We start from the raw sequence: 14,932 nt of genomic DNA, 5'->3' as shown, positions 1-14,932 counted from the left end.
TCGCGTTGCCGGCTGGCGCCTCGACAGGGGCGTGGGTGCCACTGACGATTTTTTTTGGAGTATGCCTGGTGTGAGACACAAAGCTCGATCGCGCCGAGGGTTCCTATCCCTTTCTATTGTGGGGGAGAGTGGATCCGCTAGGTACGTAGCGATCATGTGGCTGCCCATATTCACGGCCGTTGTCTGGCTTGTCACCGAGACCGCCATGGCCTTTGGCGGAGAGGCTCAGGCGCTGCGGGTCATTCAAGTCGTCAACCGCATGTATGCGCCGGTGTATTTTCGGACGGCGACGGACACGGAAAACTTCATAGAGAGCCAGCTTCTGAATTGGACATCGACGATGACAGTCTCGGCCGTCGGGGCAAGCGGCGTCATTCATACCTCGGCCGCGGTTCCAGTGACGACGATGACAGGTTTCAACGTCATCCCGCAGTTTTCCGGGGTAAATGTCCCTACCTCCAACGAAGAGTTGCTCAAGGGTTAGCGGGTCAGGATAGGCCGGGAGTGAATTCCGTGGAGAAAAAGAACGACGCTCTGATCCAAATTGGCGAGCAGTCGGAAATCGCTGCTTGGGCCAGCGTTTGGGACGCTGCCCGACCGGATGTACACGAGTCCTTGGAGCTGTCTTCAGAAAGAAATGGTGGCTGCCTTGTGTTACGCGCCGCCAAGTATCCCTGGTGGTTCATGAACCGAATTATTGGCCTGGGAATTGACAGCCGGGCAGATCTGGATTGGCTTTCCGACCAGATTCAGCGATATCGTTTAGCAGGGACGCGCTGTAGCATTTCCCTTTGCAGCGAGGCCCTACCCAAAGGGCTTGAGGACCATCTGACCGGAAACGGCCTCAAGTGTGGCTTTGTTCTAGCGAAAATGATGAGGCAAGCTGAGGACCTGCCCGATCTTGACCTAAGCGTTGCTATCCGTGAAGTCGGCGTCGATAGTGCTCACCTCTTCGGGGTGACAACTGTTCGCGGTTTTGGGTTTCCGGCAGTCCTTACCGATTTTCTTGGAACTCTTCCCGGCACACAAGGCTGGCACACTTATTTGGCCTATGACGCAGATGAGCCAGTCGGTACCGGCGCGTTCTTCGTGTGGGGTGCCGTAGCCTGGATGGGGTTTGACTCGGTGTTGTCGAGCCATAGGCGGAAAGGCATTCATCGTGCACTCATGCTACACCGTATGCATGCAGCAGCAGACCTCGGCTGTCGTTGGTTGGTGACTGAAGCCATCCGACCGCCGGACAATATAACCTCTCCCTCACTTCGCAACATGCACCGACTCGGATTCGATCTTACTTACGATCGGCCGAGTTATGTCAGCGGGCAATAGGAAGCTCAAAAGCCGTACACTAAGATTCCTGGAAACGTCTGATCAACACCGTTGGCTTGGCCAGGATTGCGGCGTGAGTGTTGGAAATGGCCGACGACGGGAGGCGAATTGCCTATTCGGGGGCGTTGGGCCCCCGGTGTGGGCGAGGAGCTGGTGTCTGGACAGAACCGACCTCATGCTTGCAGATTTCGGCGGACGAGGAACAGGTTGCCGAGCGCAAATAGCGTAAAGAGTTGGGCGCGGTTCTTGGCGAGCCCCCGGTAGCGGGTATTGGTGTGGCCGAACTGCCGCTTGATGACCCGGTTGATGCGCTCGTCGAAGGGATGCAGCTTTCCACCCATGGGCGCCTTCCGCATCACGCCCCAAGCGCCACCGGAGGCGGTGAACTCGGCCTCGCGCTCGCCGCTGACATAACCCTTGTCGGCCCAGGAAGCAGTCGATTGCTTTCGCGATACGCTCAAAAATGGCTTGGCATCCCGGCCCTACGAAGCCTTTCTTGGCTTTCTTACCATCTACGGGATCGTGCATTTTCAGATCGAAGAGAGTTGCATGCAGGCTGACCGGTGCGCCGCCGCGACACAGAACTGCCTGGAACACAAAGCATTCCGAAAAATGATCGAGGCGAAAAGCGAGCGTTTCTATCGGCATGGCTTCGATCCTGAGCGCTCCGCGGCGCTTCTTGGCCGCATGGATCGTTGGCTTTCCAGGCATTTGGGGCAAGTTGACGTGCAACTGAGAAGGGTGCGTCCGATCTGACCGACAGCGTGCAGTCTTCAGCACTCTCTGTTCCTGAGCCGAAGTCAACGAGGCGAGCCTCATCCTGTTGATTTCTAAAGAGATCTGACCCGGGCGTCACTTCTCGATGGAAATCAACACCAAGTCATTAGCGACGGAAACGAGGGCTCGGTTCGTATTTCTAGGGGAGGATGCGCGATACGAGAGCTGCCGAATGTTTTAGCAAAGGATGGCAGAATGTTTTGGCAAGGGATAGTGGTGTCGTCGGGAAAGGGCGAACGATGAAAAGCGCGAACCTTCGCCTCTTTTGGGGCTTCTGGGCAGTCGTCGGCCTGCTGTGGCTCGTACTGAACCCCGACATCTTCTCGGCCGAATCCGTTTTCGCTTTGCGAAATCCCATGATGCAGTTCAGCGGGGTGCTCGCAATTTCCGCGATGAGTGTGGCAATGTTCCTCTCCCTCCGCCCGCGCTGGCTGGAGGCGCGGGTGGACGGTCTCGACAAGATGTACCGGCTGCACAAATGGCTCGGCATCGGGGTGCTCGGGCTCGCGGTCTTCCATTGGCTCTGGTCCGAAGCCCCGAAATGGGCCGTCGGGCTCGGGTTGCTCGCGCGCCCGACGCGAGGCCCGCGGCCGGAGATCACCGACCCGGTCCAGCAATTCCTCCTCAGCTTTCGCGGGACAGCCCAGGGATTGGGCGAATGGGCGTTCTATGGGATCGTGATCCTGTTGCTGATCGCACTGATCAAGCTGATCCCCTATCAGGTCTTCCGATACAGCCACCGGCTCGTGCCGGTTATGTACCTGATATTGGTCTTCCACTCTGTCATTCTAATGGACTACGGAATGTGGATGACGCCGCTTGGCGTGGCGCTCGGACTCCTCATGCTCGCTGGCAGCTACGCGGCGATTGTCTCTCTGGTCGGGCGGATCGGCGCAGAACGCCGCGTTGCCGGCGAGATTGCCGAGATGCGGCACTATCCAGGGGTTCGCTCGCTTGAGACAGTAGTCCGCCTTGGTAAGGGCTGGAGAGGACATCAAGCTGGACAATTCGCCTTCGTAACCTCGAACCCGATCGAGGGAGCGCATCCCTATACGATCGCTTCGGCATGGTCCCCGGCAGACCCGAAGGTCACTTTTGTTTCCAAGGAGCTGGGCGACCACACGACCGGCCTCGTCGACCGCCTCAAACTGGGCCAGCAGGTGACTGTGGAGGGGCCCTATGGTTGCTTTACCTTCGATGATGGCCTGCCACACCAGATCTGGGTCGGGGCCGGCATCGGGATCACTCCGTTTCTCGCACGACTGAAGGAAATGGCCACGGCCAGCCCCGATGGTATTCGGCCCGAGATCGACCTGTTCCATACAACACGGGAAGTGGATGAGGCTGCCCTCGCGCGCATCGCCGAAGATGCCCGTGCGGCTAAGGTCCGGCTGCATCTCCTGATCGACGCCCGCGATGGCCAGTTGACCGGGCAGCGCATCCGGGACGCAGTGCGAAACTGGCGGGAAGCGAGCCTATGGTTCTGCGGTCCGAGCAGGTTCGGTACTGCCTTGCGTGCAGATTTCGCCGCCCAGAGCTGGCCGACTGAAGATCGGTTCCACCAGGAGCTGTTCGAGCTGCGGTGAACGGCCTCGGAAGGCGTTGCTATTGAGCGTAGCGAATGTCGGTCTCCGCACGTTCCTGGCCGAAGTAGGCGCAACGTGATCCACGTGCGACGTAACGCGGATCCGAGAAAGCAGCCGGCCGGCTTTCAGGATGCCCTGGCTCGATCTCGAAGGGCCGATGTGAGGGCGCGTTGCCGACGCTCGGACGCGGCGCGAAGAGGGCATGCAAGTCGCGACCAAATGATCGTTCCCATGGGTCAATTGAGCGGGGGGCGGTTGCAGGACAAATTGCCAACATGTACCGATCCATCTCGCCGTCGTGGCGCTAGCGATCTGCTTTGCTCGGAGAGGCACCGGGCGCGGTGAACTCGGCAAGCCGCAAAAATGAGGCTCTAACGACCACCTTAGACGAGGATAGCGACCCCGATGGTCACCTATGTCCAAGCTCTGACGCTGGGTCTTCTACAAGGCTTCTCTGAACTCTTTCCGGTATCGAGTCTCGGTCACACGGCCCTACTGCCCGCGATGCTCGGCTGGCACCTTGACCGATCCACGGACGCCTTCCTTGCCTTTGTCGTGCTCACCCACTTTGCAACGGCACTGGTCCTGCTCGGGTTCTTCTGGCGCGACTGGGTTGCAATCATTGGCGGTATTTTCCGCACCCTTGCGGCGCGCCGGATCGCGCCCGGTGACACCTATGGTCGGCTCGGCTGGCTCCTCGTGGTCAGCACGGTTCCGGCGGGGCTCATCGGTCTTGCGCTTCAACACAAGATCGAGCACCTCTTCGCCGACACATCGCTGATTGCCATCGTGCTTTTGCTGAATGGGGTCGTCCTTTATGGGGTCGAGGTGCTGCGCGACCGGCGGGTCGCGGAAGGCCCGCACGACGATAGCAAGATAGCGGCGCTGAGTTGGACCGAGGCACTCATAGTAGGCCTCGCGCAGTGCTTCGCCCTGATCCCGGGCTTTTCACGTACTGGCCTGACCATGACGGGCGGACTGGCAGCCGGTCTCTCGCACGAGAACTCGGTGCGCTATTCGTTTCTGCTGGCTACACCGATCATATCCGCTGCGGCGGCCCTGAAGATCCCCGTCCTGTTTCACCACGGGGGTGCCGGCCTCGGACCTGCTGCCGTCGGTGGTATCGCTGCCGCGGCGACGGCGTATTTCTCGGTCAGATTCCTCCTGAAATACTTCGAGACGCGGACGCTGACGCCAATCGCCATCTACTGCATGGCTGCCGGCGTTGGCGCCTTCATGGTGGTTACCCTCTGAGGTCATTCCCGGCAGCGCGGGAAAACTCGATGGGAGTCCGGGTCCGGAACCGCCAACTAGGCGACAGCCAACGGCAAGTTTCAGGGTTCTCGCGCGAGATGCCTAACGGCCGACATGGAGTCGCCTTGCCGTCGTTCAGGGATGGAAAGGCGAACGGCCGCGACGAGCCTACTTCTCCGGATGCGGCAGTGTTCCAGGTAACTCATGCAAAACCAGGAACAGTCGGCATGAGGGCGCTTTGCGGCCGTCTAGCCACGGCGCGGCGAAGAGCCCTTCCGTGCCCTTCCAAGCCCCTCGAAGGCGCAGCGGTTTTGGAACGAGCGCCGCGAGCGGCGGGGATGTCTCGGCAAACTGCCGCCTGCAAGGCTCTCGCGCCTTCTGCTCTGTCTCGTGGATTATTGGGTTTTTCTTTGCATCGGCCGCCTACGCCCACATAATGGCGCGGTGTCATTGTCTGGGAGCCGCGCGATGCGCCAGACTCTCCTGACCATTGTCCTTTTCCTTGCGTCACTTGCGCCCCACGCGAGGGCCGACGCGATGCCGACGCTGTCGAAGACGGAGGCAAGGAACCTGTTTCTGACGGCAGGCTTTCCCCTCGAAGGCACGCAGATCACCAACCGATGCGGCAAGCGGGCCAATCCCGGCTTGACCTTCGCCGACCTCAATGGTGACGGGGCTCCAGAGGTTGCATTCGTGGATGCCGGGCCCTGCTATCCCGGGGGGCACTGGATCAGCGTGCTGCGGCGGACGCCGGCGGGAATCTGGCTGCCCGTGTTCGAGGCGCCAGGGACGGCGCAACCTGTCGCGCACCGGACGAACGGCTGGTACGACCTGAAATATACCTACAGAGGCGCAAGTCTGATCCTGCAATACAATGGCAGGGCCTATGCTGCTGCTAAGCAGGCGCATTCCGCCGTATCGAAGCCGGCCACACCGCCCCCCGCGCCGTCCGACGCCGTGGTCCCCGGACGGCGCGATGTCCTTCCCGCTGACAAGCCTACATCCGAGCAGGACGCCGCAGTCCACCGCGCGCTTGAAGGCGACTTTGCCGATGCGCAGAAGGTCGAGCATCATGCACTCGGCTACACGGTAGGCGAGGCCGATCTCAATGACGACGGACGGCCGGATCTCCTCATCCACCTGGCAGATAGCCTCTGGTGCGGCTCTTCCGGCTGCTCGGGCGATGTCTTGATGGCGACGGCTTCGGGGTATTCTACAAAGGCAATCGATCTGCCCAACTTCGACTCCACGATCCATATCCTGCCAGCGACGCACGGCGGGATGCACGATCTACGCTTTGACGGCGCACATTACGTCTTCAGCTGGAATGGGCGCTCCTATCACTAAATTTAGAGCCGCTTTGATGAAGACCCAGGAGATACGAACCTGGGACCCTGCCACACATCAGGCCTGCTTTGGCCCGCTCAATGGGCATCGGCCCTACGCTCCGCGAACGACCGCTCTCGGGGAACCCAGCGCGGGCCCTGAACAGATGGGATGCTTGAGGGCACGAAGCAGACCGTCGAGGGGGTACTTGCGCGTCGGTCTTGTCCGAAGCTGCCGTAGTGGCGCCGAGGACGTACTACTGCTTAGGTGAGCCCCGCTCGGCCCTTCCCTGCCAGCTTATGCGCGTCGCCAAAAGTGGAAAGCGGACGGCGCAAGCCTCCCGCAGTCCACGCGATGGAAGACCGTCAGGCGGCCTCGCTCAGAAGCTTCAGGATACCCAGCATCGCCTCGGACAGGTCCGTGTGGTGGTGTGCCAGCTTCCAGTCTCCGTCTACGCGCCGGTAGACGTTGGTCACGCGGTGATGAATGCTCGCCTTGTGGCCTGCGATGATGAGCGTTCCGGTTTCGACGCCGGCCTCGACCGCCATGTCGGATCCGACATCGACCTTCTGATGGAGGAGCCTGATCTCGCCCCCACCCGCAATCGATGCGACCTTCGCGAAGCTGTCGACGACCGTTTCGTACCCCTCGTCACGGCCACCGATCGGATGCTGTGCGGACACCTCGCCGCTTCGGGCCCAGACATCGGCCATCGGCGCTGCATCGCCAGCGGCCATACGGTTGAGCGCTTCATAAAATTTCGCCGATGCGGCAAGAACTTCGTTCTTTGCGGACATGATGTGTCTCCCTTCCTCAAATTGAGCAAAGCCGTTCCCGGCCCGCACCGGGATTCGCTCGTTGTTTGACTTCGCGGGATGCGTTCAGCTGGAGGCTTCTTCGACGCCGGACTTCACTGAAGCGAAGAACTCGGCACGGGGATTGGTCTTTGGATAGGGTTCGTCCGGCATCTCGACGCCCAGGAACCGGCAGAGCGGCCCCCAGCCGTCCCGCGCGCGGAACACCAGGGCGCGCCCCTCGGCGACAAGCTCGTGCGCCGCTGCCGCGTTCCCGCGGTAGGCAGCGAGGATGCCCTCGCGGTCACTCCGCCCACCAAGCGCCTTTCCGACAATCACGCGATCGATCATCTCGAACCAGGCGCGGCGGTCGTCCGGCCACGAAGTTCTGTCGAGGATGAGCGGCAGGATGGTCTGCGAGAAGCTTCCATACCAATCCTCCGGATCGCGGTCGGACAGAATGACCTTCGCACTGGGGGTCACCGCCAGGATGTCCTGCCAATAGGCCGATACCGGAAAGTCAACCGCCGAGCGGAAGCCGGCGAATATGCGAGCGTAGTCCGGGTGGCCCTCCGCAGCCTCGTTCCAGAGTCTTATCTGCACGGGATCGCCGATCACCTCCGACATGTGGTGGCAAGGCCCGAAACCCAGACGCTCGAGCGCCGCCTTCAACGAAAATGTACCGGTCCGTCCGAACCCGGCGCCGATGATTTCAAGTGCCATAGCCCCGGTTCTCCTCTATGAATGGGATCTATCGAGATTGCCTAAATGGCCTTTTATGGGATGATGATGGCGCTACATGCCTGCCTAAGTCGAACGAAACGTTTTCATAACTCATGAATGAGATTGATCTACATAATGTCGATCTCAATCTCCTCGTCGTCTTCGAGGTGCTCATGGAGACGCGGAGCGTCACCGCGACCGCCGAAAAAATCGGGCGCACACAGTCGGCCGTGAGCCATTCGCTTGCCCGACTGAGAGACCAGCTCGGGGATCCGCTGCTCGTCCGCGTCCGCGGGACCATGCAGCCGAGCCCGTTTGCCGAAATGATCATAGAGGACGTGCGCCCAATCCTTCGGAGCATACGCCGGGTGATCGCGCCGAGGACCCTGTTCGACCCGGCGACGAGCGACCGCGTCTTCCGGATCGCCATGCCGACGCTCACGAAGGTCATCGCGGAGGTCTCGACCCGGGTTGAGGCGGAAGCACCTAACGTGAAGATCGAATGGCTTCCCGCGCATCACGATGTCTACACCGCCCTGAGCGAAGGGCTTATCGACCTTGCGCACCTTGGCGGCGAGCCGCGCCTTCCAGAGGGCCTGGAGGAGCAGGTGATGGATCCGTTCTCCTGGGTGACCTTCGCCCGGCGGGATCACCCGGCTTGTGATGCCTGGGGGATAGAGGCATGGCGTCGCTACCCGCACCTGATGGTCAACGTCACCCGGTCCACGCAGAATCCGTTCCCAGTCGCCCCTCGGGGCGATGCCGGTGCACGACGCGTGAGCGCAATGATCGGGGATTCAGCGGGCGTCGCATCGCTTCTGGCGAAGTCGGACTTCCTGGCAACCTTCCCAGCCATATTGCTGGCCTGGGACATGGATGCGTTCGGTCTTCGCGCGATGAGGCCACCGGTCGATCTCGGCCCGGTCCTGGTCCGCTTCTTCTGGAGCGCGCGGCTTGCCAACGATGCCGGCGGGAGCTGGATCCGGTCCATCGTGATCGAGACCTATCGCCGTCTCCATGCCGAGGCGGAAGGGAAGCTGCATCCGGATGCCTTGATTCAGTCTTCGCCAGGCGTCGAACCGTAAAGACATGGCAGCAACACTGCGTGTTCCGGTCAGGCCGCCTTAAACCGGGGGGCCCAAAACGTCGACACTGCAGGCCTTGGTATCGAACCGGAGAACGGCAGTCCCCGCCCTTTTGGCCGTTCCTGACGACCTTTGCAAACGACAGCTTCCGGGCACTGCGCTACAGCACTCGGACGACCGGGATCGGGGCGCTTAATTGTCGCTCCGTCGACCTGAACGCCACCGCCCGAGGGCTGCCGAATCGGGCAGTTCACGCCAGATCACGGACTCGCGCGGAGTGTTTTTCCCCTGTGCCTTGATCGTGTGCGGAGGTCTTCCGATCTACGCCGCGGTGGCTGGAGGTCCGGCCGCCCGATGAGTGGAGAACGATCATGACAAGCATTCGAACTGCCGTCGCGGTCATGTCCGCTACGGTGCTGGTCGGCGCACCTGCCTTCGCTGATACATCGACGATCCAGCAAATCAACGTCGTCAATGAGCTGGGTGGCCCCGCCCCCAATACGAGTGAATGGGGCGCGGTATCGGGCGCGTTGAATGATGCGCTCGGCGCGAAGCTGGCCGGCTTGCAGTCGCCACACGGCAACATCTTGGAGGTTCGGATCACGGGACTTCGTGTCGCCGCTGCCGGCCCCTCGGAATTGACCGCTAGGGTCCTTCTGGAGGAACCGGCGTTTACCGCGGCCGGGAGCGGTGACACGATCCCCTCGGTCACGCAGGCCTACGACGTTAACGTACAGGCGAGTGGCGGAATGGCCGCGCCGCGCGACCTTGCAAATTCCGTGGCCAACTACGTAGCTGCTCACCTCTGATTGCTTAGACACGAACTGGGCGGGGGCCACTCACCAACCTCCGCCCAGCCCGCCCAAACGGGGATTGCCAAGCTGTTTGGCCGAAATCGGCATGGGCCTGAGAGGCGTTCGTCTGGTGCTCATTTCGAGGGTATCGGCGCCCCGTAGATCGAAGGCATCGGATCGGGCGTGTCGCCAGGAGAGAGCGGAGAGACGATAGCGGCAGGGTGTCAGGCATCTACATCCTCGTCACCTACGACAACGCCACCCCAGGAACAACTTGGCAATCCCGGACAGCCTGTTAGGCGCCTCGAACCAATGACCGTCGACCGTGGAGGGCCGTTCCGCAAGGTTGAGGGGCTTTTCGCCCCGCCTGTCGCGCGCAACTTGGTGCAACGGGCGGAGTCTCCCCTATTGAGAAGCTGCCGAGGTCGCCACTTGTCCGGTCCCGGTGGCCGAGCGTTCACCCCCCTGCCCTCTTACCACGCCCGCTTCCAGCGCCGCTTTGGAGGGTGTTTCTTGATATTGTTCTTGTTATGTTCTATACCTCTGGCAGAGCAGCGGAGGAGGATCACCATGGATGAGAGGCCCTTTCCCCTGCCCGTCACCGCCCGGCAGATCGCCTACGCGCGGTCGCTTGCGCTGCGCAACCGGACTAACCTCCCCTGGGAGGTTCAGCAGGATCGCCGCAGCCTCAGTGCCTGGATCGAGGATCAGGTCAAACTGCCGCCTGCGCCAATCAACCACCTGCCAAGTTCAAAGCAAGTGGCCTTTGCCGAACGCCTCGCCCGGATCAAACGGCGCACCGTCCCGGACGAATGCTTCCGCGATCGAGGGCTCATGTCGAAATGGATCGACGGGAATAAGTAGCCAAAGCGTCGAGGGGCCGATTTCAGGCCGCGGCGGGCTGGATCGCCGCGGGAATAATCACGACCAACCGAGTGGATAGCACCCTTCTAATTGCGCCGTCGGTACCGTTGAACTTCGGATCAGGCCAATCAATCGGCTGACGCTCATTTGAAAGGTGCGCGGATTTCACATCGTTCCTGCCCGTGATGGTGCAACGCGTCCGCGCTCGAGCCGCGGTGCCCTTCGCACAGGAAGGGCCAAGGCACGACCTCCCAGACTTATCCTCAGCTGTCATCAGGCCCAGAGATTGCGGGCGATCCGGGCGAAATACTTCAAATACCAGACCTTTGGCCTTGATGAGGCATTGTACGGCGCGCGACCGGGCGCTCGGCAGAGTTGGCGGCAGATGCGAAGTCTTCTGAAGGCCTATTGCCCGCTGCCCGCCTCGATCCAATTCCAATATCGCCGCCTGCAGTTTTCCACCGATCGGCGATTCATCGCAGTCGCACCTCAATCCGATTGCAGAGTCAGACGTTCACAGATAGGACAGCGAAATTCAGCCTGGAGACTCCTATGTCCAAACTCGACCTCAATACCCTCGATCTGCCCGAACTGAAGCAACTTCAAAAAGACGTTGCCAAGGCGATCGATAACTTCGAAAGCCGCAAGAAAGCTGAAGCCGTCGCCGCGCTTGAAGCGCAGGCGAAAGAGCTCGGCTTCTCCCTCGCCGATCTTGCCGGTGTGACCACAGGCAGGAAGCGCGGCGCTGGCGCTCCGAAATACCGGCATCCCGAAAATCCCGACCTGACCTGGACCGGTCGCGGCCGGAAACCCAAATGGATCGAAGCGCACATCGCCGCCGGGAAAGATATCAAAGAACTCGAAATGTGACAGAGCGTGGAGCGATGCGGCGCGTGCCCCTCTAACCGGGCGCGCGCCCGAGGGCCGTGCCGCATCTCGCGGCACGGCCAATGCATCGGGCCAAGACGCTGGGGAAAGACCGGCCTTCCAGGTTCTGATCAACCGTAGAGACACTTCTAATTGTCATGCCATTGACTTCTAATCATCATGCCCCCTGGTTCTGATGATCAGAGGGCGGTGACAGGCAGGTTCCGGTAAGAAGCCCGGCGAAGCGGTCGTTATTCGCGGTGGCGAATACCGTGGTGGCCCGGTCTGAAGCTGACTTTCGTGATGGTTGCCTAGGGGGTTAGCAAGGATTATCGGGCGGCGTAGAACCGGCGAAGGGAACCGCTGGGGTCGCGCCCCTCTGTGGCTTCCAACCCGCCCATCTGACAGCTACCCTGTGCCGGCGCTGACAGGAGGGGGCACCACATGGCTATGACGCCCTCACTGGGCATCTCGCAACGACGGACGCTGTCGATGACGACTTCGCTTCGTCAGGCAATCGGCCTGTTGAAATACAACAACGCCGAACTCCACACCTTTCTGGCCAAGACGACCGAGGCCAATGTCTTCCTGGAACTGACCCCGCCACCTGTGACGCCCCCTCGCCGGCCCGTCGATCCGGGGGGCCGGGCGATCGGGCGCAAGGTCTGGAACGGGACAGGCAGCGATGGCATCGACCTTCTGGGGCGTCCCGCGGCAAGCCTCGTGGAGCATGTCGCGCAGCAGATCTCCCTGTCGCTCGCCGATCCCGGGGACCGGCACATCGCCTTTGGTTTTCTGGAAGCTCTCGAACCCTATGGTTGGCTTGGCGAAACCGCCGAGGAGATAGCCGAGGCCCGCGGATGCAGCGTCGAGGCCGCCGAGCGGGTTCTAGATCGCCTACAGCTGTTCGAGCCGTCGGGCCTCTTCGCGCGGTCGCTAACGGAGTGTCTGCGCCTGCAGGCCCGCGACAAAGGCGTACTGAGCGATGACCTTGCGCAGATCCTCGACAATCTCGCGGTCCTTGCCGAGGACGGTCCGGACCGACTGGCCGAGGTGTGCGGCATCTCCCTTGAGGCCGTTCAAGACCACCTCGCAATCGTGCGCAGCTTCGACCCCAAGCCGGGCGCGCGTTTCCTCGAAACCGGAGAAGCGCCGATACGCCCCCCAGATCTCCTGACGGAACGCACGCGCGACGGCTGGCGGGTCGAGTTGAACGGCACCACCCTGCCCACGATCGTTGTGCGGGACGACCGGGCCACTGACAAGGAAACACGCACCCCCACCGAGGCCGAGGCCCTGACCTTCGCGCGAGACTTGAAGCGGGCCGTGGACCAGCGCAATGCGACGGCCCTTCGCGTCGCTTCCGAAGTGGTGCGGCGGCAATCCGCGTTCCTCTCCGATCCGCAGGCACCTCCGGCCCCCCTGTCGTTGCAGAACGTGGCAGAAGCCATCGGTATGCACGCCTCCACCGTAAGCCGCATCGTTCGGGGTATGACCATCGACACTCCGCGCGGTCTTCTGGAGTTACGCCGGTGCTTCGCGCGCGGCCTTCCTGCGGAGGATGGAAACAGCGCGTGGTCGATCGGGGCGCTCAAACGCCGTATCGGGGAGATGATCGGGGCCGAGGACAAGACCCGCCCGCTCAGCGACGCCGCGCTTTGCGCGGCGCTCCAGGCCAACGGCATCCGGGTCGAGCGGAGAACCGTCGCCAAATACCGTGACGAGTTGGGGCTGCCCTCTTCGGTCGCGCGCGCCGCAGCGGCGCGGCGGAGACCCCGGGCCTGACGCGTGCGTTTCGTTCATCTGGCGTGATACTCACGCAAGAGGTCGAAAGCGACCGGCGAGACTCCGCCGACATCCCTGCAGCCGCCCTGAGATGATTGGTTTTTTTAGCCGCCGCCTGTGGTTTGAAATGTTGGCACCAAATTTGCATGTATCCAGCTGACGGCGTCTCATATCAGAGCCGACGTTCAAGAGCGAAAACGCCTACAAGTCCAAACACGGGAGACTGACCCATGAGAAAGCTCACCAGCGCCGGTCTGGCCGCGCTGATCGCCTTTGGCGCGACAAGCCAGACCGTTGCCGCGAAGGACCTGGTGATCGGCTTCAGCGCGGATGCCGCCACGCTTGACCCGGCCAACCACCGCGACACGAACACGGAAACAATCATCCGCGAGATGTACGACGGCATCCTGACCCGCGATCCTGCGATGCACGTCGTGCCGCAGCTGGCCGAGTCCTACAAGCAGATCTCGCCCACGGTCTACGAGTTCAAGATCCGTAAAGGCGTCAAGTTCCACGACGGCAGCACGATGACCGCCGAAGACGTGAAATTCACGCTCGATCGGATCTGGGAAAAGGGCGGACTTGGCGACGGCCAGACCAGCCCGCGCCAAAGCCTGCTTGGACCGATCAAGTCCGTGGACGTGGTGAACGGGGATACCCTGCGCGTTACCCTGTCCGCGCCCTGGTCGCTGCTTCCAGCCATGCTACCCTTCCAGGAGGTCGTCTCGAAGGCGTTCGTCGGCAAGGTCGGCACGGCCGGCATGGCCACGCAGGAAGACGGCACTGGTCCGTTCCAGCTTGTTCAGTGGAACAAAGGTGACTCGGTCGTGATGAAGCGTTTTGACGACTACTGGGGCGGCAAGGCCTGCGTCGATCGCGTGATCTTCAAGACGATTCCGGAATCCTCCTCGCGCGTTGCGGCGCTTCTGGCCGGGGACGCGCAGATCATCGACCACCTGCCCCCTTATGCCGTGTCGCAGGTGAACGCGAGCGGCAATGCCAAGGCAGTCTTCGTCAACGGTACCCGCAGCTATTTCATAGCGATGAACCTGACGGAAAAGCCGTTCACCGACATCCGGGTGCGCGAGGCGATCGCCCATGCCATCGACAAGCCGCTGGTCATCAACAAGATCCTGGGCGGCCATGCAGTGGCGATCAACGGCATTCTCAGCCCGGACGCCTTCGGCAAGAACAAGGCGCTGAAAGGCTTGGCCTACGATCCCGCGCTGTCGCGCAAACTGCTGAAGGAAGCGGGCTATCCCAACGGCATCAAGGTCACGATGGATGTAACCGGCCCCGACAAGGACACGGCGGAAGCCGTTGCCTCGCTTATGGCGAAGGGCGGCATCACGACCAAGGTTCAGGTCGGCGAAAGCGCTATGCTGGGCTCGAAGTGGCGCACCATGGGCAAGCCGAAGACGGGCGACATGTACTTCACGTCGTGGGGCAACGGTTCGCTTGACCCGCAGGGGATCTTCATGCCGACGCATCACACCGATGGCCGCGGCAATTCCTCGGGCTATTCAAACCCCAAGGTGGACAAGCTACTGGACGGCGCAGCCGTGGAGGTCGATCGTGCCAAGCGCGCTGCGATGTATGAACAGGCCGAGGCGATCGCTGCCAAGGATGTCGCCTACATCTACCTTTGGGTGCCTCAGGACATCTATGGCGTTTCGAAGCGTCTGAGCGGCTGGCAGCCAAGCCCCGACGGCCGGCTGAACCTCGTCAAGGCCTGCCTGAAGTAAGCC

14 protein-coding genes and 1 pseudogene are annotated in these 14,932 nt (G+C 61.7%); 12 read left to right on the top strand and 3 right to left on the bottom strand.

Annotation, left to right across the window (positions count from 1 at the left end; translation table 11 throughout):
- Window positions 1-154: 154 nt before the first annotated feature.
- Window positions 155-484 carry a hypothetical protein gene (locus EIP85_RS11400; protein WP_127902306.1) on the top strand — a complete coding sequence of 110 codons (330 nt, stop codon included), beginning with the start codon at window positions 155-157 and terminating at the stop codon, window positions 482-484.
- 29 nt (window positions 485-513) lie between these two features.
- Window positions 514-1,329: a GNAT family N-acetyltransferase gene (locus EIP85_RS11395; protein WP_127902305.1), complete on the top strand. Its 816-nt coding sequence runs from the start codon at window positions 514-516 to the stop codon at window positions 1,327-1,329.
- Window positions 1,330-1,502: 173 nt separating this feature from the next.
- Here the strand turns inward: EIP85_RS11395 and EIP85_RS11390 are convergent.
- Window positions 1,503-1,679, bottom strand: a pseudogene (locus EIP85_RS11390) (transposase); the annotation flags it as partial.
- Window positions 1,680-1,746: 67 nt separating this feature from the next.
- Between EIP85_RS11390 and EIP85_RS11385 the strand changes: the two are divergent.
- From EIP85_RS11385 to EIP85_RS11370, 4 genes are all read left to right on the top strand, one after another.
- Complete coding sequence (locus EIP85_RS11385) at window positions 1,747-2,085, top strand: hemerythrin domain-containing protein (RefSeq protein WP_127902304.1); 339 nt, start codon at window positions 1,747-1,749, stop codon at window positions 2,083-2,085.
- Window positions 2,086-2,345: 260 nt separating this feature from the next.
- The gene (locus tag EIP85_RS11380; protein ID WP_127902303.1) at window positions 2,346-3,692 is read left to right on the top strand and encodes a ferredoxin reductase family protein; all 1,347 of its coding nucleotides are present in this window, start codon (window positions 2,346-2,348) and stop codon (window positions 3,690-3,692) included.
- 405 nt (window positions 3,693-4,097) lie between these two features.
- Window positions 4,098-4,946 carry an undecaprenyl-diphosphate phosphatase gene (locus EIP85_RS11375; protein WP_127902302.1) on the top strand — a complete coding sequence of 283 codons (849 nt, stop codon included), beginning with the start codon at window positions 4,098-4,100 and terminating at the stop codon, window positions 4,944-4,946.
- Between the two features lie 468 nt (window positions 4,947-5,414).
- A complete protein-coding gene (locus EIP85_RS11370; RefSeq protein WP_127902301.1) occupies window positions 5,415-6,293 on the top strand; it encodes a hypothetical protein in 879 nt (292 codons plus the stop codon).
- A gap of 344 nt (window positions 6,294-6,637) precedes the next feature.
- On the opposite strand, the gene EIP85_RS11365 is transcribed toward EIP85_RS11370, so the two are convergent.
- Both EIP85_RS11365 and EIP85_RS11360 read right to left on the bottom strand, forming a co-directional pair.
- Complete coding sequence (locus EIP85_RS11365) at window positions 6,638-7,069, bottom strand: nuclear transport factor 2 family protein (protein ID WP_127902300.1); 432 nt, start codon at window positions 7,067-7,069, stop codon at window positions 6,638-6,640.
- A gap of 84 nt (window positions 7,070-7,153) precedes the next feature.
- Entirely contained in the window at window positions 7,154-7,789 is a 636-nt protein-coding gene (locus EIP85_RS11360; RefSeq protein ID WP_127902299.1) for a sulfotransferase family protein, read from the bottom strand.
- A 113-nt stretch (window positions 7,790-7,902) separates the two neighbouring features.
- Here EIP85_RS11360 and EIP85_RS11355 point away from each other — a divergent pair, with 113 nt between their 5' ends.
- The 6 genes from EIP85_RS11355 to EIP85_RS11330 all read left to right on the top strand — a co-directional run bounded on the left by EIP85_RS11355 (window position 7,903) and on the right by EIP85_RS11330 (window position 14,929).
- The gene (locus EIP85_RS11355) at window positions 7,903-8,874 is read left to right on the top strand and encodes a LysR family transcriptional regulator (RefSeq protein ID WP_127902298.1); all 972 of its coding nucleotides are present in this window, start codon (window positions 7,903-7,905) and stop codon (window positions 8,872-8,874) included.
- Window positions 8,875-9,245: 371 nt separating this feature from the next.
- Window positions 9,246-9,683, top strand: coding sequence for a hypothetical protein (locus EIP85_RS11350; RefSeq protein ID WP_127902297.1), 438 nt, complete (start codon window positions 9,246-9,248; stop codon window positions 9,681-9,683).
- 555 nt (window positions 9,684-10,238) lie between these two features.
- Window positions 10,239-10,532, top strand: a complete 294-nt coding sequence (locus tag EIP85_RS11345; protein ID WP_127902296.1) for a hypothetical protein — start codon at window positions 10,239-10,241, stop codon at window positions 10,530-10,532.
- A 552-nt stretch (window positions 10,533-11,084) separates the two neighbouring features.
- Entirely contained in the window at window positions 11,085-11,402 is a 318-nt protein-coding gene (locus tag EIP85_RS11340; protein ID WP_127902295.1) for an H-NS histone family protein, read from the top strand.
- 441 nt (window positions 11,403-11,843) lie between these two features.
- Entirely contained in the window at window positions 11,844-13,184 is a 1,341-nt protein-coding gene (gene rpoN / locus EIP85_RS11335; protein ID WP_127902294.1) for an RNA polymerase factor sigma-54, read from the top strand.
- Between the two features lie 230 nt (window positions 13,185-13,414).
- Entirely contained in the window at window positions 13,415-14,929 is a 1,515-nt protein-coding gene (locus EIP85_RS11330) for an ABC transporter substrate-binding protein (RefSeq protein ID WP_127902293.1), read from the top strand.
- The last annotated feature ends 3 nt before the right edge of the window (window positions 14,930-14,932 follow it).

The sequence above is a fragment of the Solirhodobacter olei genome, from assembly GCF_004010155.1.
GTDB classification, from domain to species: Bacteria; Pseudomonadota; Alphaproteobacteria; order Rhodobacterales; family Rhodobacteraceae; genus Solirhodobacter; species Solirhodobacter olei.
Note: the sequence above shows the minus strand (reverse complement) of the source record. Positions and strands in the feature narration are given on the sequence as shown.

Coding starts and splice junctions, on each gene's coding strand:
- EIP85_RS11340 (WP_127902295.1), top strand. CDS start 11,085: ATGTCCAAACTCGACCTCAATACCCTCGATCTGCCCGAACTGAAGCAA.
- EIP85_RS11375 (WP_127902302.1), top strand. CDS start 4,098: ATGGTCACCTATGTCCAAGCTCTGACGCTGGGTCTTCTACAAGGCTTC.
- EIP85_RS11400 (WP_127902306.1), top strand. CDS start 155: ATGTGGCTGCCCATATTCACGGCCGTTGTCTGGCTTGTCACCGAGACC.
- EIP85_RS11370 (WP_127902301.1), top strand. CDS start 5,415: ATGCGCCAGACTCTCCTGACCATTGTCCTTTTCCTTGCGTCACTTGCG.
- EIP85_RS11355 (WP_127902298.1), top strand. CDS start 7,903: ATGAATGAGATTGATCTACATAATGTCGATCTCAATCTCCTCGTCGTC.
- EIP85_RS11330 (WP_127902293.1), top strand. CDS start 13,415: ATGAGAAAGCTCACCAGCGCCGGTCTGGCCGCGCTGATCGCCTTTGGC.
- EIP85_RS11350 (WP_127902297.1), top strand. CDS start 9,246: ATGACAAGCATTCGAACTGCCGTCGCGGTCATGTCCGCTACGGTGCTG.
- EIP85_RS11365 (WP_127902300.1), bottom strand. CDS start 7,069: ATGTCCGCAAAGAACGAAGTTCTTGCCGCATCGGCGAAATTTTATGAA.
- EIP85_RS11380 (WP_127902303.1), top strand. CDS start 2,346: ATGAAAAGCGCGAACCTTCGCCTCTTTTGGGGCTTCTGGGCAGTCGTC.
- EIP85_RS11360 (WP_127902299.1), bottom strand. CDS start 7,789: ATGGCACTTGAAATCATCGGCGCCGGGTTCGGACGGACCGGTACATTT.
- rpoN (WP_127902294.1), top strand. CDS start 11,844: ATGGCTATGACGCCCTCACTGGGCATCTCGCAACGACGGACGCTGTCG.
- EIP85_RS11345 (WP_127902296.1), top strand. CDS start 10,239: ATGGATGAGAGGCCCTTTCCCCTGCCCGTCACCGCCCGGCAGATCGCC.